15 protein-coding genes are annotated in these 23,114 nt (G+C 57.2%); all 15 read left to right on the plus strand.

Annotation, left to right across the window (positions count from 1 at the left end):
- Positions 1-414 precede the first annotated feature (414 nt).
- The 15 genes from AC06G8_RS07990 (at position 415) to AC06G8_RS08060 (ending at position 23,038) form a co-directional block, all read left to right on the plus strand.
- The gene (locus AC06G8_RS07990; RefSeq protein ID WP_480284957.1) at positions 415-1,851 is read left to right on the plus strand and encodes an ABC transporter substrate-binding protein; all 1,437 of its coding nucleotides are present in this window, start codon (positions 415-417) and stop codon (positions 1,849-1,851) included.
- 83 nt (positions 1,852-1,934) lie between these two features.
- A complete protein-coding gene (locus AC06G8_RS07995) occupies positions 1,935-4,889 on the plus strand; it encodes an extracellular solute-binding protein (RefSeq protein ID WP_480284958.1) in 2,955 nt (984 codons plus the stop codon).
- Between the two features lie 88 nt (positions 4,890-4,977).
- Positions 4,978-5,850, plus strand: a complete 873-nt coding sequence (locus tag AC06G8_RS08000) for a carbohydrate ABC transporter permease (RefSeq protein ID WP_447662068.1) — start codon at positions 4,978-4,980, stop codon at positions 5,848-5,850.
- On the plus strand, positions 5,851-6,726 hold the full coding sequence (locus tag AC06G8_RS08005; RefSeq protein WP_447662067.1) for a carbohydrate ABC transporter permease: 876 nt from the start codon (positions 5,851-5,853) through the stop codon (positions 6,724-6,726).
- A gap of 14 nt (positions 6,727-6,740) precedes the next feature.
- Positions 6,741-8,801 (plus strand): YIP1 family protein, encoded by a 2,061-nt coding sequence (locus AC06G8_RS08010; RefSeq protein ID WP_480284959.1) that lies wholly within the window; start codon positions 6,741-6,743, stop codon positions 8,799-8,801.
- Positions 8,802-9,077: 276 nt separating this feature from the next.
- Positions 9,078-11,729 carry a DUF5696 domain-containing protein gene (locus tag AC06G8_RS08015; RefSeq protein ID WP_480284960.1) on the plus strand — a complete coding sequence of 884 codons (2,652 nt, stop codon included), beginning with the start codon at positions 9,078-9,080 and terminating at the stop codon, positions 11,727-11,729.
- Positions 11,730-11,733: 4 nt separating this feature from the next.
- On the plus strand, positions 11,734-12,624 hold the full coding sequence (locus AC06G8_RS08020; RefSeq protein WP_447662064.1) for a carbohydrate ABC transporter permease: 891 nt from the start codon (positions 11,734-11,736) through the stop codon (positions 12,622-12,624).
- Positions 12,617-13,594 carry a carbohydrate ABC transporter permease gene (locus tag AC06G8_RS08025; protein ID WP_480284961.1) on the plus strand — a complete coding sequence of 326 codons (978 nt, stop codon included), beginning with the start codon at positions 12,617-12,619 and terminating at the stop codon, positions 13,592-13,594. The genes AC06G8_RS08020 and AC06G8_RS08025 overlap by 8 nt, the downstream gene beginning before the upstream one ends.
- A 46-nt stretch (positions 13,595-13,640) precedes the next feature.
- On the plus strand, positions 13,641-16,418 hold the full coding sequence (locus tag AC06G8_RS08030; RefSeq protein ID WP_480284962.1) for an alpha-mannosidase: 2,778 nt from the start codon (positions 13,641-13,643) through the stop codon (positions 16,416-16,418).
- The gene (locus AC06G8_RS08035) at positions 16,415-17,473 is read left to right on the plus strand and encodes a glycoside hydrolase family 18 protein (RefSeq protein WP_480284963.1); all 1,059 of its coding nucleotides are present in this window, start codon (positions 16,415-16,417) and stop codon (positions 17,471-17,473) included. The genes AC06G8_RS08030 and AC06G8_RS08035 overlap by 4 nt, the downstream gene beginning before the upstream one ends.
- Positions 17,474-18,199: 726 nt before the next feature.
- On the plus strand, positions 18,200-19,342 hold the full coding sequence (locus AC06G8_RS08040) for a copper amine oxidase N-terminal domain-containing protein (protein ID WP_480284964.1): 1,143 nt from the start codon (positions 18,200-18,202) through the stop codon (positions 19,340-19,342).
- 469 nt (positions 19,343-19,811) lie between these two features.
- Positions 19,812-19,943 carry a transposase gene (locus tag AC06G8_RS08045; protein ID WP_480285402.1) on the plus strand — a complete coding sequence of 44 codons (132 nt, stop codon included), beginning with the start codon at positions 19,812-19,814 and terminating at the stop codon, positions 19,941-19,943.
- Between the two features lie 453 nt (positions 19,944-20,396).
- Positions 20,397-21,434, plus strand: a complete 1,038-nt coding sequence (locus AC06G8_RS08050) for an ATP-binding cassette domain-containing protein (RefSeq protein WP_480284965.1) — start codon at positions 20,397-20,399, stop codon at positions 21,432-21,434.
- Positions 21,431-22,231 carry an ABC transporter permease gene (locus AC06G8_RS08055; protein ID WP_480284966.1) on the plus strand — a complete coding sequence of 267 codons (801 nt, stop codon included), beginning with the start codon at positions 21,431-21,433 and terminating at the stop codon, positions 22,229-22,231. The genes AC06G8_RS08050 and AC06G8_RS08055 overlap by 4 nt, the downstream gene beginning before the upstream one ends.
- A 249-nt stretch (positions 22,232-22,480) precedes the next feature.
- The gene (locus tag AC06G8_RS08060; protein WP_480284967.1) at positions 22,481-23,038 is read left to right on the plus strand and encodes a WGxxGxxG family protein; all 558 of its coding nucleotides are present in this window, start codon (positions 22,481-22,483) and stop codon (positions 23,036-23,038) included.
- The last annotated feature ends 76 nt before the right edge of the window (positions 23,039-23,114 follow it).

The raw sequence follows: 23,114 nt of genomic DNA on the forward strand, positions 1-23,114 counted from the left end.
CAGACAGCCGCATGAGGCGGCTGTCCGGGCTTTTTTTGCATGGATTTGCCTTCGCCTGGGATTGGCACGGGTTCGCTTAGTTTGGCAAGGATGCGCTTGGAATTGGCATGGATTCGCCTCGAATAGGCATGGATTGGCATGGATTCGCCTAAAATCTCCTTCGATCGAAAGGATATATCAAAACGGGTTATATCCACAGTTGAATATTTTTTAGAATGATATATTCTATATTTACAAATTCATACACTAAATATATAATGGGCTCATGCTTCAAATGATATGGTATATCTAATTAATGAGACAAAAGATTCCTGCGTTGGGAGGCGGAGGAGAGCTTTACCGGGCAAGCAGCATGGCAGCTGCTTGCAGGTACGATACTTTCAAACCATTTCGAGATCATGGAGGGGTTTAAAAATGAAAGCGCTTAAATCATCTTTTCTCACTGCGGCTGCTCTAACGCTCGTGCTCTCCGGCTGCAGCGGCAATGGAACGAATGAGGCAGCCAACGCAGGCAACAATGGAGCTTCGAACGAACCTGCCGTCAATTCCGGAGCAGCCGGCAATGCCTCTGAGCCGGCGGTCAACAATGCGTCTCCCGAGCCCGAGCCGGCCGCGGCCGATCTGGGCGGGCAGACCGTGAAAATCGGCGTCTGGTGGGACGGAGCGGATCCCCGGACGGTGGCCGAAGCCGAACGAACCCCTGCGGTCGACCTGCAGATCAAGAAGATCGAGGAAGTGGAGAAAAAATACAACGGCAAGATCGAATTCGTCAAGTTCGGCGACTACGGCAAGTATGTGGAGAACTTCACGACGACTTCTCTGGCCGGCCAGCCTTTTGCAGACATAGTCGTCATGGAGCTGTTCTGGGCATTCCCGACGCTCGTCAACAAAGGCTTTATTCAGCCCATCGATCAATGGATCGACGTCAGCGACAAGAAATACATCGACTGGATGAGGGACGGCGGCAGCTACAAGGGGCAGCAATACGGCATGGTCGACTCCGCGCCTTCTCCGTACGGCTTCTTCTATAATAAAACGCTCGTGCAGAAGCTTGGCCTGGAGGATCCGTACGAGCTGCAAAAAAGCGGCGCATGGACGTGGGATAAATTCCGCGAGTATGTAAAAGGCGCGACCAAGGATACGAACGGCGACGGCAAAACGGATGTATTCGGCGTAGCTGGCGCTTATGGCAAGGTCAAGGCCCTCACGGAGCAGTTCCTGTACACGAACAACGCGGCCGTCGACAAAGACGCCGGCGGCGACATCAAGTTCTCGCTGAACAGCGAAAATGCGATCCAGGCGCTGCAATACGTATCCGATCTGTACAACGTCGACAAGTCGATCATGCAGCCGGTTCCCGAGGACGCAAGCAAGGAGTTCATCGCCGGCAAAGGCGTGCTGTACGGCGGCTTCAGCTGGGAGCTCAGCGGGCTTATCGAAAATATGAAGGGCCAGGAGATCGGCTACGTGTTTTTCCCGAAAGGTCCGAAAGCCGACAAATACGTATCCTATACGCCGTTCGGCAACATGTACATGGCCGCGAAATATTCCAAGAACGCGGAAGTGGCCGTGAAAATGTTCGATGAGATTTCCCTTCACCAGGAAGGACGCGATCTGTCCCGCCAAGGCTGGGAGACTGCATATCCTTCAGCGGAATCGCTCGATACCCGCATCCAGATGGCGGACAGCATCAAGTACATTTCCTACTACGCGATTCCGGACGGCGAGAAGCTGTTCGAGGGCGTGGTCAAGGACATCACGACCGGCAAGGTGTCGCCGGCTACGGCGGTCGACAAGGTGAAGCAGCAGTACGAAGCCAATATCGCCAAGCTTGTGGATGCAAGCAAATAACAGGTGAGCCTGGCAAGCGCCCCCAATCCCACAGGCACGCATCGTGGCGGTTGGGGGTTCTGCTTACCGAGAGGAGGAAGGCCATGCGGCGGCCGATCATCCGCACTGCACTCGTAACCGTCCTGCTCGCTGCTGCAGGCGCGGCATTGCTTTCATGGCAGGGCAAGCCCGATGCCGGGACCGCCTCGGCTGCATCCGGAACGGCCCGATCGCTGGAAAGCGTCCAGATGGAGGGGGCTTACCGGAAAGGAAGCTACGACGAATACCGCTCGCAATTTCCAGTAGGAGCGTCGACCGGTCAAGCCGGCTTGACGATTGAAGGCGAAAGCTACATAAAAGCCGAGAATATGCAGGTCTCGCTGGCGGACGACGCGGCCGGGCGGCCAGGGAAGGCGATTGTAACCGGGGAGTCCGGAACGGTGGAATGGCGCTTCGAGGTCCCTGCGGAAGGGCTGTACAATCTGCGGCTGAACTACGATACGCCAACAGGAAAAGAGTCGGATATCGAACGGGAGCTGCTTATCGACGGCAAGCTTCCATTCTCCGAAGCCCGAAGCATCGTACTGGCCAGAAGCTGGAAGAACGATACGAACGACTTTACCCGGGACGACCGGGGCAACGAACTGATTCCCGGACAGCTGGAAGTATCCGGCTGGAGGGAGACGCTTCTCAAGGATACGACGGGTTATTACACCGAGCCGTACTTGTTCTATTTCACGAAAGGGAATCATACCCTCTCGCTGAGATCGGTCAAGGAGCCGCTCACGATCGATTCGATCCAGCTGACAAGCGAAGACTTGCTGCCGTCTTATGAAGAGGCGGCGGCTCAATATAAGGAGGAAGGGCTCCGCAGCGTCCCGGATGTGATGCTTAAGATCCAAGGAGAGCATGCGTCCCTCAAGTCATCGCCGACGCTGCTGCCGTATAACGACCGCTCCAGCCCGCTCGTCGAGCCTTTCCATGTCTCCAAGCTCCGCAACAACGCCATCGGCGCATGGTCATGGAGAATGCCGGGCCAATGGATCGAATGGGAAGTGGATGCGCCTGAGGACGGCCTCTACCAGATCGCGTTCAAGAACCGTCAAAACTATCTGCGCGGCCAATCCGCGCTCCGTACGCTGTCGATCGACGGCAAGGTTCCGTTTGCGGAGGCGAAGAGCGTGGCTTTCCCTTACGGCCGCGACTGGCAAATGAACGTAATCGGGAAAAGCCCCGGAAGTCCGTACTTGTTCTATCTGAAGAAAGGCGCCCACAGCGTCAGGCTCGAGGCGACGCTCGGCGAGATGGCGCCAGTCATACGGGTCGTCGAATCCAGCATTCTCGAGCTCAATGCGATGTACCGGCAGATCATCAGCTTCACCGGCACCGTTCCGGACACGTTCCGCGATTATCAGCTGGAGGAACGGATACCGGACATGACAGCGTTGTTCCGGAAGCAAAGCAAGCTGCTGCGCGAGGTCGCAGCGGTCGTCGAAGGCCCGGGCGGGGAGAGCAGCGAGCGCTCCGCCATGCTCAATACGCTGGCTTACCAGCTTGAAGACATGGCGCGCAAACCGGAGTCTGTGCCCTCCCGGATCGACCGCTTCAAGACGAATGTCGGAGGCTTGGGAGACTGGCTGTTTTCGTTCAAGGAGCAGCCGCTCGCCATCGACTACTTGCTCGTAAGCACGCCGGATGCCAAGCTGCCGGATCCGAAGGCTTCGGCCTGGAAAAAGCTTGAGGCCGGCTTTCAATCGTTCTTCTCTTCGTTTACGGAAAATTATGACGATTTCTCGAGCGAGGATGACAGCAGCGGATCGGTCACGGTGTGGATCACCTCCGCCCGCGACCAGGCGCAGGTCGTCAAAAGGCTTATCGACGACAGCTTCACGGCCAAAACCGGCATTCGCGTCAGCCTGAAGCTCGTCTCCTCCGACGTCGTGCTGCCGGCGACCGTAGCGGGCAAAGGGCCCGATGTGGCGCTGCAGATGGGCAACGAGACGCCTGTCAATTACGCCACCCGCAATGCGGTCCAGGATCTGTCGGCGTTTCCCGATTTTAGCGACGTCCGGTCCCGCTTCCTGGACAGCGCCATGGTTCCGTATGCGTACAACGGCAAGGTGTACGCGCTGCCGGAGCAGATGACGTTCCCGATGCTGTTCTACCGCCGCGACATTGTGGTGGATGAGCTGAAGGAGAGCATTCCGCAAACCTGGGATGACGTGTATGAGCTGATTCCGCGTCTGCAGAAGCATAATCTGGAGTTCGGGCTGCCGCAGAAGCCTCTCAATATGTTCGGCAACGACATTGCGACGACCGACATTATGACGCTGCCGCCGAGCCCGTCTCTGGCCATGCTTCTCTACCAGAATGACGGCCGGTTCTACTCCGAGGACGGACAGGCTTCCGGCCTGGATTCGGAAACGGCGATCCAGGCATTCAAAACCTGGACGGATCTCTATGTGAACTACAAGCTGCCGATCAGCGTCGATTTCGCCAACCGCTTCCGAACGGGCGAGATGCCGATCGGAATCGCGGATTATACGATGTACAACAAGCTGAGCGTGTTCGCTCCCGAAATCAAGGGCTTGTGGGAATTCGCCCCGGTTCCCGGCACTCCGACGGCCTCCGGAGGCGTGCGGCGGGAAACCGGAAGCGGCGGCTCGTCGACGGTCATGTTCAAGCATGCCAAGGACAAGGATGCGGCCTGGACGTTCATGAAATGGTGGACCAGCCCGGATATCCAGCTTGCCTTCGGCAGGCAGATGGAGATCCGCCTCGGCACGTCGGCGCGTTATCCGACAGCCAACATCGAAGCTCTGTCGCAGCTCCCATGGCCGAGCGCGGATTTCGCCATGCTGCAGGAGCAGATGAAGTGGGTGCGCGGAATACCCGAGGTGCCAGGGGGTTACTTGACCGGCCGGCATATCGACAACGCGTTCCGCAGGGTCGTCGTCCAGGGGGATGACGCCAGGGAGTCCATGGACAACTACGTACGCTACATGAACGAAGAAATCACGCTTAAGCGGAAAGAGTTCAAACTTCCCTACAAGGAATGAGGGGATCGTCATAAAAACGGTTGTCGAGCTCAACAACTCCAAGCCTGATGCTGCCTGGCTGGCGCCGTTCAAAAGAACGGCCGTCGAAATGAGGAAAACGAAGCACGCCTATATTTTGATGGCGCCGTATTTTCTCATCTTCCTTACTTTTACCGTCGTTCCCGTCGTCATGTCGCTGGCGCTCAGCTTCACGCATTTCAATATGCTGGAGCCGCCGCAATGGGCCGGCCTCGACAATTACAAGCGGCTGTTCGTCCAGGACGACATCTTTTTGATCGCGGTCAAAAATACGCTGCTGTTCGCGGCGATTACCGGACCGATCAGCTATATGGCCTGTTTTCTGTTCGCCTGGCTGATCAACGAGTTTCCGCCCAAGGTGCGCGCGGTGCTGACGCTGGTGCTGTACGCCCCGTCCATCGCAGGCAATACCTACCTGATCTGGCAGCTGCTGTTCGCTGGAGACTCCTACGGGTTTGCCAATTCATTCCTTATCAAATGGGGCTTCATCCTCGAGCCGATCCAGTGGCTGCAGGATCCGAGATACATGCTCGGCATCCTGATCCTTGTCCAGCTGTGGCTCAGTCTCGGAACGTCGTTCCTGGCGTTCATCGCCGGCCTGCAGGGCGTCGACCGGACGCTGTACGAGGCAGGCGCCATCGACGGCATCCGCAACCGCTGGCAGGAGCTGTGGTTCATCACTCTTCCGGCCATGCGGCCGCAGCTGCTGTTCGGCGCGGTCATCCAGATATCCATGGCCTTCTCCGTCGCGGAGATCTCGATCTATCTGATCGGCTTTCCGAGCGTCGACTACGCCGCGCATACGATCGTCACCCATCTGATCGATTACGGCTCGATCCGATTCGAGATGGGCTACTCTTCCGCGATCGCAACAACCTTGTTCTCGATCATGCTTCTGACGAACCTGGTTACCCAGAGGCTGCTGAGGAAGGTGGGCGAATAGATGGCGATCATCAAAGCCAAGGCGGCCAAGCGGCTGAACCGTTCCTGGGGCGTCGACCTGTTCCTGTTCGCGCTCATCGGCGCCGTAGCCGTGTTCATGTCGCTGCCGCTGGTGTTCACGGTCAGCAATGCGTTCAAGCCGATCAGCGAAATCTACCAGTTTCCGCCGAAGCTGATCGTGCGCAATCCGACGCTCCGCAATTTCAGCGATTTGAGCGGCATTTTCGCGGATTCATGGGTGCCGTTCTCGCGCTACGTGTTCAATACGTTCCTGATCGCCGTCATCGGCACGGCCGGGCATGTCGTGCTGGCATCGGCTGCGGCGTATCCGCTGGCCAAAATCAAGTTTCCCGGGCGGAGCCTCCTGTTCGGCGTCGTCGTTTTGTCGCTCATGTTCACTTCCTATGTGACGCAGGTTCCAAACTACATGACCATATCCTGGCTCGGCTTGATCAATACCTACTGGGCGATCATGCTGCCGGCGTTCGGCATGACGCTGGGGCTGTATCTCATGAAGCAGTTCATGGAGCTCATTCCCGACGCGCTGCTGGAGGCGGCCAAAATCGACGGCGCGAGCGAGTACCGCATATTCTGGCAGATCGTCATGCCGATGGTGAAGCCCGCCTGGCTGACGCTGATCATCTTCTCGCTGCAAGCCCTATGGACGAACGGTTCCGTGACGAGCCACAAATACATCTACAGCGAGCAGCTGAAAACCGTCGATTATGTGTTCAGCCAAATCGCAAGCGGCGGGCTTGTCCGGACGGGGCCGGTGGCGGCGGTCACGCTGCTCATGCTGCTCGTTCCCGTCACCGTGTTCATCATTACGCAAAGCAACATCATCCAGACGATGTCCACATCCGGACTGAAGGATTGACAGGGGGGAGCTGCTTGAGGAGAACAATCGCGCTGCTGTTCATGCTGGCGCTCTTGGCCGGAGCGGCCGCTGCTCCGGTGTCAGCCGAACCGGCGGACAGCTATACGTATGACTATTGGGGGAAGGCCGCCCCTGCGCCCAGCCCTTACGTGCTGCAGCGGACCGTGAGCGGACGCGAGCTCGGCATCGCCTCCTTCTCTTCGCCGAGGGATCTGTTCGCCGGACCGGGAGGTAGGCTCTTTATCGCGGATACCGGGAACAACCGGATCGTCGTCCTGGATGCGGAATTCCGGGTGGAGCGGATCGTATCGTCCTTCGATCGCGGAGGGGCGAAGGATTCGCTGAAGCAGCCGGAGGGCGTGTTCGCGGATGAGAAAGGCCGCATCTACGTGGCGGATACGGGCAATCGAAGACTGGTCGAGCTGACGGCCGAGGGAGCGTGGGTCCGCGAGATCGGGGCGCCGCAGTCGACGCTGCTGCGCCAAGGCTTCCAGTACACTCCCGTCAAAGTGTCGGTCGATCGGGCCGACCGCATCTACGTCGTCAGCCGGGGCTCCTATGAGGGGATCATCGAGCTCGATTCGGACGGCGCGTTCGAAAGCTTCGTCGGAACGAACCGGGTCAAGTTCTCTCCCGCCGATCTGTTCTGGAAGCGGATCTCGACGAAGGCTCAGCGGGATCAAATGGCGTTGTTCGTGCCGCTGGAATTCAACAATCTCGATCTGGACGAGGAAGGCTTCCTGTATACGACGACGTCGGAGGAGAACGCCGATCGGCCGCTGAAGCGGCTGAACCCGGCCGGAGCGGATATTTTGCGGAGCCGGGGCTATTTTCCGCCCAAGGGAGACGTCTATGCGCCGGATGCAGGCAGTACGCCGGGAAGCTCGATCCTCGTCGACGTAGCGGCCGACGAAGGCGGCATGTACAGCGTGCTCGATAGTAAGCGCGGGCGGATATTCGCCTACGACAAGGACGGCAACCTGCTGTATGAATTCGGAGGGCTCGGCAGCCAGCGCGACAAGTTCCGCACCCCGTCGGCGCTGGACATGCTGGGAGACCGGGCCGTGGTGCTGGATCAGGACAACGCCCGCATCTCCGTATTCGAGCCTACGGTGTACGGCAGCATGATCCGAGAAGCCGTCGTCTCGCTCTACAACGGCCAGGCGGAGGCGTCAAGCAAGGCTTGGAGCGAAGTGCTGCGGATGAACGCCAACATGGACGTCGCCTATATCGGACTCGGGAAATCCCTTCTGAAGCGCGACGAGAGCCGTGAAGCGATGGCCTACTTCAAGCTCGGCGGGAGCCGGGACTATTATTCGGAAGCGTTTAAGCGCTATCGTCAGGAATACGTGCTGGATCATTTCGGCAAAATCGTGCTCGGGATCGGCGCTGCCGCCGTCGTCGCGATGGCTGCCATCCGCATCGGACGGCGGCGTTTCGCTGGCCGGCATTACGAGGAAATCGGCATCATCCGCAATCCGTTCTATACGATGACACATCCTTTCAACGGCTTCTGGGAGATGAAATTCGAGCGGAAGGGCAGGGTCAAGGTCGCGCTCGGCATCCTGCTGCTGCTCACCTTTTTTGCGATTCTGAAGGCGCAGTACAGCGGATTTGTCGTGAACGGCAGCAACCCGAGAGAGTTCAACAGCCTGAACGAACTGAAGTTCATCCTGCTCCCGTTCGCGCTCTGGTGCGTGGCCAACTGGTCGCTGACGACCCTAATGGACGGGGAAGGGAAATTCAGGGAAATCGTGACCGCGACAGGTTACGCGCTGATGCCGTTTGTGGTCGTCTACATGCCGCAGCTGCTGTACAGCCGGGTCATCACCGCAGACGAGAGCTCGTTCTATTATCTGCTCGACGCCATCGCGATGATCTGGTTCGTCTGGCTGCTGTTCGTCGGCACGATGACCGTCCATCAATACTCCGCCGCCAAAACGGTCGTGACGATGCTGCTGACGCTGGTCGTGATCGGGATTCTGATGTTCCTTGGCGTGCTGTTCTTCAGCATGCTGCAGCAGATGCTGTCATTCGCCGTGTCGATCTACAAGGAATTGTCGTTCCGCTACTAGCGGTAAGACCGCTGCGCAGGCGGAGTGTTCAATCGCTGCGCAAGCGGAGTGTTCAATCGCTGCGCAAGCAGAGTGTTCTTCCGATCGCTGTTAAGCCCGGATTTCTTGGAACGATTTCCTTGCATGGGAAATCCGGGCTTAAAGGCGAGCGCTGACGCTTCTCCAGAATCACTCCGCCTGCTCCGCATGGTGGTTTTAAATCTAGAAGCAATCCGCTCAACAGCGATCTGAAGAGCCATCCGTTTTTCGATGTTGTTTATGGAAGGAGGGATCGCCGTGACGAAATGGAAACAAACGGCGGCGGGCCTGCTCTGCGCCGGCCAGCTGCTCGGGGGAATCGCCGGGCTGGGGAGCTGGGGACGCGGCACGGATGACAAGCTGCCGGCCGAGTCCGCTATAAGCGCCTCGTCCTCTGCGTCCGTCGGAGAATCGAAGGCGACGGTGCTGAAGGCCGGCAGCGCCTCATCTGCGACATCCGGCCCGGTGCCGGCAACGGCGGCTATTGGAACAGCGGAGGCTGCGCCGGCGGACCGCCGGATGTTGTCGGCGAATACGAAGGAGGAGCTGGCCGCGCTGGCGGCCATGGAGCCGGCGGCGGACAACGGAACGCTGGCGCTCTATGTCAACAGGGCTACCGCCGAAATCGCGGTGAAGGATAAGCGGGACGGCTATGCGTGGTTCTCGAATCCTCCCGCCAGGGACTCCGATCCCAAGGCGTCGGGATTGTACAAGGCCGAGCTGGCGTCGCAGGTGCTGCTGGACTACTACAATGACAAAGGGCAGAGAAACAGCATGAACAGCTTCACGGACAGCGTGCAGAAGAACCAGTTCACGATCGAGAAGACGGATCGGGGACTGAAGATCCTGTACCGGATCGGCATGGTGTCCTCGGATTACGGCAATATCCCCCGCAGAATCGGCAAGGAGCGGTTCGAGCAGGTCATTTTGGCCAAAATCGCCGATGAAGCCGAGCGGAAGGATGTCGGCTACAAGTTCCGCTACATCGAGGCGGAGCAGGTGTACGAAATCCGCAAGCTCCAGGATTACTCGCTCAAGGCCTTGTCGGAGAAGCTGGCCTCGATCGGCTATACCGCGGAGGAAGCGGCGCGCGACAACGGAGAAAGCGCAGGGAGCGCCGCCTCGGCCGACAAGCCGGAATTCACCGTTCCGCTTCACTACGAGCTCGACGGGGAGCATCTGCTCGTGCGCGTCCCCGCCTCGGAGCTTGAGTTCACGAAGACATATCCGATCGCTTCGCTGCAGGTGCTGAAATATTTTGGAGCTGCGGATGAGAAGAAGGAAGGCTATATATTCGTCCCTGATGGCTCGGGCGCGCTCATTCATCTCAACAACGGCAAACTGAACGCCGAGCCGTACATCATGCCGGTATACGGAGAGGACAGCGCGTTCGACGTCGAGGAGAAGGTGCAGCGGAACGAAACGACGCGTCTGCCGGTATACGGCATGAAGCAGAACGACCACGCCTTTCTCGGCATGATTGAAGGCGGGGACGCCATGGCGGACATAACGGCGGATATCGGCGGGCGGAACGACTCCTACAACACGGTGAGCCCGAAATTCCGGATCGTGTCCATGGATTTCTATACGATGACGTCGGGCACGAAGAGCAGCTCGGTGCCGATGTTCCAGCGGGCATCCCATCAAGGGGACTTGCAGGTGCGCTACGGCTTCCTCGGCGGAGCCGCAGCGAGCTACAGCGGGATGGCCGCCCACTACAGGGACTTGCTGGTCAAGGCATACGACCTGAAGAAAAGACCGCAAACGGACGCGCCTTTCCTGCTGGAAGTAGCGGGCGCCATAACGGACCGGCGCTCGTTTCTCGGCATCCCCTATGAATCGACCGTGCCGCTGACTTCCTACCGGGAGGCGCAGAGCATGCTGAGCATGCTGAAGGAGAGGGGAGTGGAGAATATCGCCCTCCGTTATGCGGGCTGGTTCAACGGGGGCATCCGCCACGACTCGCCCTCGAAGATCACGCCGGTCGGCGCGCTTGGAGGAAGCCAAGGGCTCCAGGAGCTGGCGGCCTACGCACGGCAGAACGGAATCGGCTTTTATCCCGATGTCGCGTTTCTGGAAGCCTATGAAAAGCCCGCGAAGGCCGCTTCCTTCCTGGATACGCGGCAGGCGAAAATCTATGACTACGATCCGGTCGCGCATGTAAAGGACATGAGCTCATTTTCCCATTATCTGCTGTCCCCGACGGCGGCAAGCGGGCTGGTCGACCGCTTTCTCCGCGCCTACGGGCGGCTCGGCATCGATGGGATATCGCTGAGGGATCTCGGGGATGAAGTCCATTCGGACTTCAATCCCTCGCATCCGGCCAGCAGGCAGGAAGCGAGGACTGCCGGGACGGAGGCGGTGAAGCGGTTCAAGGAGCAAGCGATAGACGTCATGGTGAACGGGGGCAACGGCTACAGCCTGCCGCTTGCGTCCATCGTCGTCAACGCACCGACCGGAAGCAGCCGCGCGAATATCACCGACGAGGATGTCCCCTTCTATCAAATCGCACTTCACGGCTATTACGATCTCGCAGGAACGCCGTTCAATGCGGACGAGCGGATGGATCCGCGCTTCGCGATGCTCAAGGCGCTCGAAACGGGCTCGAATCTCTACTACCGATGGTCTTACAGCCCGTCTTCCTCGGTCAAAGGGACGCGTTATGACGGACTTTACTCCCTCCATTACGCTGATTGGCTCGAGGAGTCTGCGTCTCTGTATGCGGAAGCGAACCAATTCTTGAAAAATGTTCGGGGCATGGCAATTGCGGATCACCGCAAGCTGGCCGATCAGGTGTTCCGGACGACGTTTGAGAACGGGGTCACGATCATCGTCAACTACAACAAATTCGAGGTTCAGGTCGAAGGCGCGCCAATCGCCGCCCTCGGCTACCGGCAAGGCGGTGGATGACAGCATGCTCAGGAAACCTTTGAAGCTGACGCAGGCCAAGGCGATGTGGGGCTTTGTTTTCAGCCTGCCGCTCCTCTTGGGCATGATCATGCTCTTTATTTTGCCGATGATCCAGTCGTTCCGCTTCAGCTTGAGCTCCATCGAGCTTGTGGCGGAGGGGTTCTCCGTCCGCCACCGAGGCTGGACGAATTACAGCAGCCTGTTCACGTCCAATGCGGATTTCCCCCGTGCCTTGACGGAGTCGGTCGCCAACATGGTCGTCAACGTGCCGGTCATCCTGATCTTCAGCCTGTTCGCCGCCGTGCTGCTCAACCAGAAGTTCCACGGGCGCGCTCTGGCCCGGGCGATCTTCTTCCTGCCGGTCATTCTCGCTTCAAGCGCGATCGCGAATCTCGACATCAGCAGCTTCGTCGGCTCGGCGGCTTCGTCGGCCGGGGACGGGGCTTCCGGACTGCTGGAAAGCTTCGAGCTGAAAAAGACGATGCTGGACTCGGGCTTCGCTCCGTGGATCGTCGATTATATTACGGGCGCCGTCGACCGGATCTATGAAATCATCAGCTCGTCCGGCGTCCAGATCCTTATTTTCCTAGCGGGCCTGCAATCCATCTCGCCGTCGCTTTACGAGGCTTCCCGCATCGAAGGCGCTACCGGCTACGAAATCTTCTGGAAGGTCACCTTTCCGATGATGACGCCGCTCATTCTGACCAACCTGGTGTACTCCATCATCGATTCCTTCAGCAGCAACGACATCAACGTCCTGATCTCCGAGACGGCGTTCCGGCAGTTCGAATTCGGACTGAGCGCGGCGATGTCCTGGATCTACTTCGCGGTTGTCGGCGTCATCCTGGCCGGCTCGACGGCCATCATCTCGAGGAAGGTGTTCTATTATGACTGACGGGAAGCCAAACGCCGTGAAGCGGCCGGCCGCTTACGCCGAACAGCTCGTCATCCGGTACAATCCGCTGGAAAAAGCGAAGAATTGGGTCTGGAAGATAGTCAGGGCGCTGCTCGTGACCGGCTTCTGCTTCATCATCCTGTTCCCCCTGTTCCTCAGGCTCTCCGTCGCTTTCCGCAGCAAGGTCGACATCTATGATCCGACCGTGCTGTGGATCCCGCGCCACTTTACGCTGGAGAACTTCAGAGTGGCGATGGAATCGACCGATTACTTCTCGACGCTGCTCAATACGCTGCTCCTGGCAGGCGGGACGACGATCGTGCAGCTGATGGCCTGCGCGCTTGCCGCATACGCCTTCGCGAGACTGAAATATCCCGGCAGCAGCCTCGTGTTCGGCCTCGTCATCTTCACGATCGTCGTGCCGCCGCAGACGATCATGGTTCCGCTGTACTTGACCTACCGGTACTTCGACGGCTTGGGGCTGGTCGGACTGCTTACGAACAGGAGCAGCTTCAATCTCATCGACACGTTCTGGCCGTTCATCATCTCATCCGCGACGGCTATGGGCTTGAAAAACGGATTGTACATCTACATCTTCCGCCAGTTTTTCCGCGGCATTCCCAAGGAAATCGAAGAGGCTGCGCTCGTCGACGGAGCGGGCGTGGCGAAGACGTTCTACCGCATCATGCTTCCGAACGCCGTTCCGGCGGTCGTGACCGTGCTGCTGTTCTCCTTTGTCTGGCAGTGGAACGACAGCTATTACGTCTCGTTGTTCCTGAGCAAGGTGAAGGTGCTGTCGACCGGCCTAATGGACATGGGCGTGGCGGTCAGCGCCGAGCCGGATCCGGTGTACCAGTCGATGCTCCTCAACACCGGCGTGCTGCTCATGATGGCTCCGCTGCTGATCTTGTATTTGTTCGTGCAGCGTTATTTTGTCGAGAGCGTGGAGCGCACGGGCCTTGTCGGCTGAATTCCAAGACATCATCGATACAACGATAGAATTGAGGTTATTGCAGATGCCGCAGCCAAAAACCGTGCATGTCATTTCCCATACGCACTGGGACAGGGAATGGTACCTGCCGTACGAGAAGCATCATGTCCGGCTGGTCAAGCTGATGGATACGCTGCTTGAGACGCTGGAGCGGGATGCCGATTACCGGAGCTTCCATCTGGATGGCCAGACGATCATGCTCGAGGATTACGTGCAGATCAGGCCGGAAAAGAAGACGCAGCTGGAGCGGCTCATCGCCGAAGGCCGCATCCATATAGGGCCATGGTACATTCTCCAGGACGAATTCCTGACGAGCAGCGAGGCGAATGCGCGCAATCTGCTCATCGGCCACCGCGATGCCCGGACTTACGGAGCCGTCACGAGAATCGGGTATTTCCCGGATTCGTTCGGCAATGTAGGGCAGGCGCCGCAGCTGCTCCGGCAGGCCGATATCGGCAACGCCATCTTCGGGCGCGGCGTCAAGCCTACGGGCTTCAACAACGAGGTGATCGAGACGCAGGCGTACGAGTCGCCTTACTCCGAGATGTTCTGGGAAGCCCCCGACGGATCGCGCGTGCTCGGCATCCTGTTCGCCAACTGGTACAGCAACGGCAATGAGATCCCTGCAGAGGCCGAAGCGGCGCAGCCATATTGGGACAAGAAAATCGCTGAAGCGGCCCGGTACGCGTCGACGCCTCATCTGCTGCTGATGAACGGCTGCGACCATCAGCCGGTGCAGACGGACCTGCCGCAGGCGCTGCGGACAGCAAGCAAGCTGTATCCCGAGATCAGGTTTGTCCATACCGGCTTCGAGGATTATTTGGCTGCCGTCGCCGCAGAGTTGCCGGAAGGGCTGTCGGTCATCCGCGGCGAGCTGCGCAGCCAGCATACCGACGGCTGGTCGACGCTCGTGAATACGGCGTCATCCCGCGTCTACATCAAGCAGATGAACCAGCGATGCCAGGCTCTGCTTGAAAAAGCGGCCGAGCCTCTGGCAGCGCTCGCTCATATGCGGGGAACGCCTTATCCGCATCATTTTCTGACCTACGCCTGGAAAACGCTGATGCAGAATCATCCGCATGACAGCATTTGCGGCTGCAGCGTGGACGAGGTGCACCGCGAGATGGTGACCCGCTTCGATAAGAGCCGGCATGTCGCCGAGTCGGTCATCGACGCCAGCATGGAGGCGCTTGGCGCGAGCATCGATACAAGCATTTTCGAGGCTTACGGGAGCAATCCGCTGCCGCTCGTCGCGGCCAACACGACCGGCTGGAGCCGGACCGGCGTCATTACGGCACAGATGCAGCTGGCAAGGGGCTACTTCCGGGATGGAGACCTGGAGGAAACGAAGTCGAGGCTGAGGGCCGTCCCGCTGGATGGCCTGGCGCTCGTGGACCCTGAAGGGCATGAGATCCCGTTCCGTCTGGAAGACAAGGGAATCGGCTTCGGCTACGATCTCCCGGAAGACCGGTTCAGGCAGCCTTATTTCACACGGAGCGCGCTCTTGACGTTCGAGGCGGACGATGTGCCGGCGCTCGGCTACAAATCGTATGCGCTTGTCCGGCGCGCCGGCGCTGCGGCTGCAGCGGGATCGTCGCTCCTGACCGCCCGCCATACGATGGAGAACGGAGTGCTGTCCGTCAAGATCGAGGAGGACGGCTCGCTGTCCGTGAAGGAAATCGCGACGGGGCATGAATACCGGGGACTTGGCGTATATGAGAATACCGGCGACATCGGCAACGAGTACATGTACCGGCAGCCGCCCGGAGACGTTCGGATCACGACCCGCGGCGTTCCGGCCGAGATCCGGGTTGCCGAGGATACGCCGTTCCGCGCTGCTGTCGAGATCGTTCATCGGCTTGAGATCCCGGCATCCGGAGACGAGCTTCTGGACGAGGAGCGAAGGGAGATGGTGTGGTTCACCAGCCGCCGTTCGGGCCGCTCCTCCCGCATGCTGCCGCTCGTCATCCGCACTCTGGTATCGCTGGAGCGGAGCGGCAAGGGAGTCTCCGTCCAGATCCGGTTCGACAATCAAGCCAAGGACCACAGGCTTCGGGTCTTGTTTCCGACCGGCCTGGCCGCTCAATCCCATTATGCGGACTCGGTCTTTGAGGTTGTCGAGAGGCCTAACAGACCTTCAGCAGAGTGGAGGAATCCGAGCAACTGCCAGCATCAGCAGGCGTTCGTGACCGTAGCCGACAGGGAGCGCGGGATTACGATCGCGAACCGCGGGCTGAACGAATACGAAATTCTGGGAGCGCCGAATGCTGCCACGATTGCGGTGACCTTGCTCCGCGCGACCGGAGAGCTCGGCGACTGGGGAGTGTTCCCGACTCCGGAAGCCCAGTGCATCGGAGAGCAGGCAGCGGAATACTTGATCATTCCCCATTCCGGCAGCGCCAGCGGGTCCGAGCTCGAAGGCGACATGCCCGCCCACATGCATGCCGCCATCATCGAGGCTTACCAGTACCAGGCGCCTTGGACCGTACGCCAGACCGAAGCGCATGCCGGCGAGCTCCCTGCGGCTCATGCCTTCTTCGCCTGGTCGGGAGAAGCCATTGCGTTCTCATCGCTCAAAATCGCCGAGTCTTCGGGCAGCCCGGTCATGCGCTGGTACAATCTGTCCCGCACCAGCCGGGCGCTGGCGGTGCGGGAGCTCGCAGCCGGAGGCGCCGCTTATCGAAGCGATATTCTCGAGCGGCGCGGAGAAGAACTGGGGAACGGAACGATCGACATGCTGCTCCGTCCGGCCGAGATCGTCACGATAGGCTGGGAGCAGCCAGACAAGGAGGACGGGAAATGAGCAACCGCAACCATATGCTCGGGGGTTATGTCGGCTTGTCCTCGCTCTCTCTCGTGACGCGGGAGGATGCGGTCAAGCTGACGCATCTGTTCGTTGCCTTCGGTCACGTCCAGAACGATGAAGTCGTGATGCCGCCATGGGAAAATACCGGCGTGATCGCCAAGCTGAAAAGGGACAATCCGGAGCTGTGCATCCTGCTTTCTGTCGGAGGGTGGGGAGCGGGGGGCTTTTCGGAGGCGGCTGCGACCGGGGAAGGGCGGATGCGGTTCGCGGCATCGGCAGCGAGAATAGCAGTCAAGTACGGCTTCGACGGCATCGACCTGGATTGGGAGTATCCTTGCTACGGCCAGGCGGGCATCGCAAGCAGTCCGGACGACAAAGCCAATTTCACGCTGCTGCTGAAGGAAACGCGGACCGCATTGGACCGCTCGGGCGAGGCTGCGGGCAGACGTTATCTGCTCACGATCGCTGCCGGCGCCGACCAGTATTACGTGGATGGAACGGAAATGGACAAAGCGCATCTCTATCTGGATTTTGTCCAGCTCATGACGTACGACATGCGGGGCGGGTTCCAGACCCTTACCGGACATCATGCCAATCTGTTCACGTCCACCGGGGACCTGTTCCGCATCAGTGCGGATGTTTCCGCCACGATCTTCATGAAAGCCGGCGTACCGCCGGAGAAGCTAGTGCTCGGGGCGGCCTTCTACTCGCGCATGTGGAAAGGAGTGCCCGACCGCAATGACGGCTATTTGCAGATGGCCGCTTCCTCCGGAGGCTACGGTCCCGACTACACCGCCTTGGAGTCGGACTATATCGGCAAAAACGGATTCATCCGGCACTGGGACGACGAGGCCAAGGCGCCTTATCTGTTCGACGGATCCACCTTCATCAGCTATGAAGATTCCGAATCCCTGCAGAACAAAGCGCGATACGTGAAAGAAAAGGGCCTTGCCGGCATCATGTTCTGGGAATACAGCTGCGACCGCACCCATCGGCTGCTCGACACTCTCCACCGCATGCTGGCGGCGGATCCTATGGAGGGCCGGCTGTAAAGGAATTCAACCGAGAAGCGTGCTCGACCTGTTCATCGATTCAGGATGAACCCGGTCGGCACGTTTTTTGGCATTCCGGGAGAACTTTATTTGCATCCGTTGAAATTCAATGCGCCCCGGTTCACATTCAGTTCACATAGACAAAAAAAGCATTACGATTAAGTGTGATTCAGGATACAAAGAAGCTCGCCCATACAGAATGATTCGAGGACTAGACCAGGAGGGAACAGATATTACTGAGTCGTAAAAAAATCGTCTTGGAAGACCCTCCGAGAAGAATATGAAGTGCGTTATATGATGTAGGAGATCAAGGCAGATTTACTGAAATCCATTGGAGACGGCGCGACGATCTGGGGGTAGGCGGAGGCGGTGGAGTTGCGGAAGATCGACAAGGTTCATCCGGGACTGGTTCAATTCCTGACGGTGAAAGAACTGGAGGATAAAACAAAGAGTCCGGTGACTTTTTCCGGTAGCTCGTACTAAGCAGCGGAATAGTCGGAATCGCATCGTTGGAATAAACTCTTCCGTAAATTCTTCATTCGTGTAGAGGAACGGACTTACATCTGTCTATCAGAAGGGCCTTTCAAACTGTTTGCAACTTTCAGAATTTAATCAATTCTTGGCCATCCGAGCCGCCAAATAGATAGACAGCATAATTACGTGTATAATACATCTTAGACATATATTGTTAACTTAAATATAATATAAAAAATGAGAGGTGTATTTATGAAGTCAAAGTTTTTATTAGCTATTGTTTCTTCCGTATTATTTTTTTCCTTAGTGAGTACGATTGAAGCAGAGAGTATTCAAACTAAAAATGAAACGAGTACTGATTTTAAAAACACGATGGTTCTTTCCCTTGACAGTTCCGTGGCATTAATCAATGGGCAAAAGGAATCGGCTGTAAAACCGATCGTTAAAGATGGCAGAACATTAGTGCCGCTTCGTTTGATATCTGAAGGATTTGGTGCAGTAGTAGATTTCAATACAAAAAATCAGAACATTAGCATTCAGTATTCAAATAAAACAATTTTAATGAAAATTAAAAATAAAAACATCACTATAGACGGTAAAACCGTTGTTATGGATGTACCTGCAAACATCTACAATGGTTCAACCTATATTCCTCTAAGATACGTTGGCGAGGCACTGAATAAAAATGTAGTATATCAAAATAGTACAGATACTCAGCCCTATAGACTTATTATTATAAAAGATGTCAGTACTTCAACGATTGAAGAGTTCAAACTAATTCGCGTCTATGGGCTAACCTACGAAGGGGAAAATGTAATTTATAGTGATAGATATATGGTGGTAATAAAAGAGAACGATAAACTACGGGTAAGCAATGATTTCTATACGTTTAAGGACTTTAGTTATCATGTAACAATTGACGACAAGAACACAGTTCATCTTGGAGATATATGGTTCAAAACTGAGAGTAGTGACTTCTATCTGGATTATGACTATAGTACAACACAAAAATTTATTTTATATCAAGTAAATGGGATATCAATTTCAAGAGTAGCTACTGAAAATATGCCTATAAAGTCGGTAAAAACATATTTAAGCAATGTCTATTATCTAACTCAGTATCAGCGTGGCTTGCTAGATGCCGATCAAACAACCAATTTGAAATATGCAACACAAAATAATGGACAATGGTCTTCAGATTATTTAGGTAAGCCTGGATTTTATTATGGGTTTGACACCTTAGGTAAGGTCTATGATTGGACCATTAGTAAAGATGGGATCTCTACATTCGGTTATCAACGCGCTGGAAACTTAAGTTCAGATGAAAGGGAAAAAACGTTTGGACAGTACAAAATTAAGCTGAGTGGGCACCAACATGAGCTTTTGTCGCCATAATGAATTACCATTTTGAGTGAAATTGGTTACCCACGAGTTTGCCGCAAGGGAAGTTACAATTAATTAGGATTCGACGCTCTGCTTTGATTCAACTATGAAGGCTCTCCAATCGGAGAGCCTTTTTCTTTTGACTTGCTGTTTAGCCGCCCAAGGACAGATGCGCCAATTTGATGCACCGAGTCCGGGAGGTCTTTTCTTTTCCGCTCTTTTGATTCGGCCCCGCCGCTGCCTCCTCAGCACTTCACTCAACCCAGCTGAAACCTCTCGCCACGAATTTCACTTGAGCGCCCCGGCAGAATGCGTCTTGGATGCAGATGCCTTTTTAGAAGTGTGGTGAAAAAGTCTCCGAAATCGCAGAACGAGAACCAATCCATGGTTAAATAGAAGAAACAGAATCTACGAAATGAGGACAGGAATGCGAGCTCCTAGACGATCCGGCGTACAGCCTCAACTCTTTCAAGTCATTGATATGGACGCGCTTGTGCCAGAACGGCATATCCTTCGTCGTACTGATGACATGATTGATTGGTCGGTGATAGGGCCGTGGATTGCGCGGTTATACTCGGAAACGAAGGGGCGACCGGCGGCGGATCCCAACTGATGGTACGCCTGATGTTGCTGAGCTACCTGTTCAATCATAGCGAAACGCGCAATCTATGGCGCGACACATGGCGGTTACCGCCACGTCCAGACAAAGAGGGCACGCTGCGAGCATGTATTTGCAGATCCCAAAACAACCATGGACTGGACCGAGCCAGAAGTCGGGGGCTAGATCGCATGCAGGAACAAGCCACTTGGACGGCCATTGTCCAAAATCTCAAACGTCTATGCCGGTTCAAGGCCAGTCGGAGCCACAGTGGCTTTGCACACGCCTCGTTTCTTCAATTTAACATCGGACGGGTCCCTACGGTTTGGCGGTTCCAGCGTCCCAGCGGTTTTCTTGATTCGGGACGACTCTAAGGCTGCGAAGTCCGATACTGGGTTGACTTCTGATATCATGCTCGTCTATTCCGCACCCGGTTCACATTCAGTTCACAGAGATGTTTTATCCTTCATGCAGAATCATTTGGAGGAGGAACCTGCTGTGAACCATAAGGATAGGAAAGAGCCCAAAGGCGAATGGGCTGTCGAGGCCAGGGGGCTCGTCAAGACGTTCGGCGACAACCGGGCTGTGGACGGAGTCGATCTGAACGTGCGGGCCGGGTCGATCTACGGCGTTCTCGGGCCGAACGGAGCGGGCAAGACGACGACGATCCGCATGCTGGCCACGCTGCTTAAAGCCGACGCCGGATCGGCGAAAATATTCGGCCACGATACGGTGAAGGAAGCCCAGATCGTCCGGCAGCTGATCGGCGTGACCGGGCAGTACGCTTCGGTCGACGAGTCGCTCAGCGCGACGGAGAATCTCGTGATCTTCTCCCGCCTGCTCGGACTCGGGCGCAAGGAGGCGAAGCGCAAGGCGGAGGAGCTGCTGGAAGAATTCGGCTTGACGGAAGCCGCCAGAAGGCCGCTCAAAAACTTCTCCGGCGGCATGCGCAGGCGGCTCGATCTGGCGGCAAGCCTCATCGCGCAGCCGCCGCTCATCTTCCTGGACGAACCGACGACCGGCCTCGACCCGCGCACCCGCACGCAAATGTGGGATACGATCCGCCGCCTCGTGAAAACGGGATCGACGGTGCTGCTTACGACTCAATATCTCGACGAGGCCGATCAGCTGGCCGACCGGATCGCGGTCATCGACCGGGGCTGCGTCGTCGCTGAAGGCACCGTCGACGAGCTGAAGGCCTCGGTCGGCACCTCATCGCTGCATCTGAAGCTTGAGAATACGCTCAAGATCGGCAGCGCCCGCAGGATCGTCGACCGCGTGCTCGGCGTCGCATCCGTCCTGTCTTCGGAAGCAGGCAAAATCACCGCGCCGATGGCCAACGCCGATGTCATCACCGACCTGCTCACCGAGCTTCGCGCAGAGGAGATATCGCTGTCGGAGCTCAGCGTGCAGAAACCGACGCTCGACGAGGTGTTTTTGACGATTACAGGCCATGAGGTCAAACAGGAAGCGGAAGCCGCTTCCGCCAAGGAGGCAACGGCATGAGCCAACCAACCGCACGCAGGCTCAAAAACCATACGAGCTTGGGCCAAACGATCCGCAATTCGCTCACGATGGCCTACCGGGGGCTGCTGAAGATCAAGCGCACTCCGGAGCAATTGTTCGACGTCACGCTTCAGCCGATCATTTTCACCCTGATGTTCACCTATATATTCGGAGGCGCCATCTCGGGCGATGTGGCGAGCTACCTGCCGATCATCATTCCCGGCATCCTCGTGCAGACGGTCATCGGCACCTCTGTCGTCACCGGCGTCCAACTGCGGGAGGATATGGACAAAGGCGTATTCGACCGGTTCAAATCGCTGCCGATCGCGCGCATCGCGCCGCTGGCGGGAGCGCTGCTCGCCGATACGATCCGCTATACGATCGCAACCGTCCTTACCTTTACGATGGGCTTCATCATGGGCTACAGGCCCGAGGGCGGCCTGGGGAGCATCGTCCTTGCCGCGCTGCTGGTCATCGCATGCGCCTGGGCAATCAGCTGGATCTTCGCCTTCTTCGGCGTCATCGCGCGCACCGCATCCAGCGTTCAGGGCATCTCGATGCTCGTGCTGTTCCCGCTGACCTTCCTATCCAATGCTTTCGTCCCGGTCGACACGATGCCGAACTGGCTGCAATTTTTCGTGAAGATCAATCCCATCACCCATCTCGTCAGCGCTGTCCGGCAATTGGCCAACAACGGGACCGTGGGCTGGGATCTAAGCCTCTCGCTTATCGGGGCGGCCGTCATCGTCGCCGTATTCGCTCCGATCACCGTCCGCGCGTATATGAAGAGGACCTAAAGGCGCGAGCCGCTTGAATTCCTTTATGGACAGCTTGACATTTAGGACGGCGATTCTTTAAGTGGGAGTAAAAGAGGGACATAAAAACCGCCGCTTGCCGTGGCGGTTTTTTTGCATCCATTTGAATCCATTGGCCATGGAAGACCGGCACAAGCGCAGGAGACATGCCGGATTCACCCATGCATAGCGGCTATCGCGGAGGGCAACCTAGCTGTGTTCGCTATTATAAGATCAAATGGAGGTCAACCAATGAAAAAACTCGCTCTTACGCTCGTGGCTGCAGCCGGCATCGCCGGAACGCTCGCCAGTCCCGCATTCGCCAACAACAACGATATGATGCGGAATACTGAACGGGGAATGAATGCCGATTGTTACCATGCCGCTGGGACGAACATGATGGACGGCAAGGGCGTCAACCGTATGGGCATGAACGACATGGGCATGAAACGTGCAGCCACGAACGGAGTCGGGTTGAACGCCACTCCCTGCTATCCGAGCACTTACGGAACAGGCTTGAACCGCACTGGCACCGGCACTGGCACTAGCACTGGCACTGGCACCGGCACTGGCACTAGCACTGGCACCGGCACCGGCTACGGAATGAATGGCGTCTCCTCGTATGGAACCGGGTTGGACGGCACCCGCATGAATGACTACCGGAACAACAGCTACAACACAAACTTTGCCGCCAGAAATTACACGGCCAAAGCCGCCACCGGCAAAAGCGGCTCCAACTGGGGCTGGCTCGGCTTGCTTGGCCTGTTCGGCCTTGCGGGCATGAGAAGCCGCAATCCGGAACGCCATTAATCAAAAGCAAAGGCCGCAGCGGACGCTGCGGCCTTTTTGGCTGAGTTCATCTGGAACAGAAGGGCAGGGCAAGGAG

The sequence above is a fragment of the Paenibacillus sp. SJS-P3 genome (assembly GCF_056711585.1).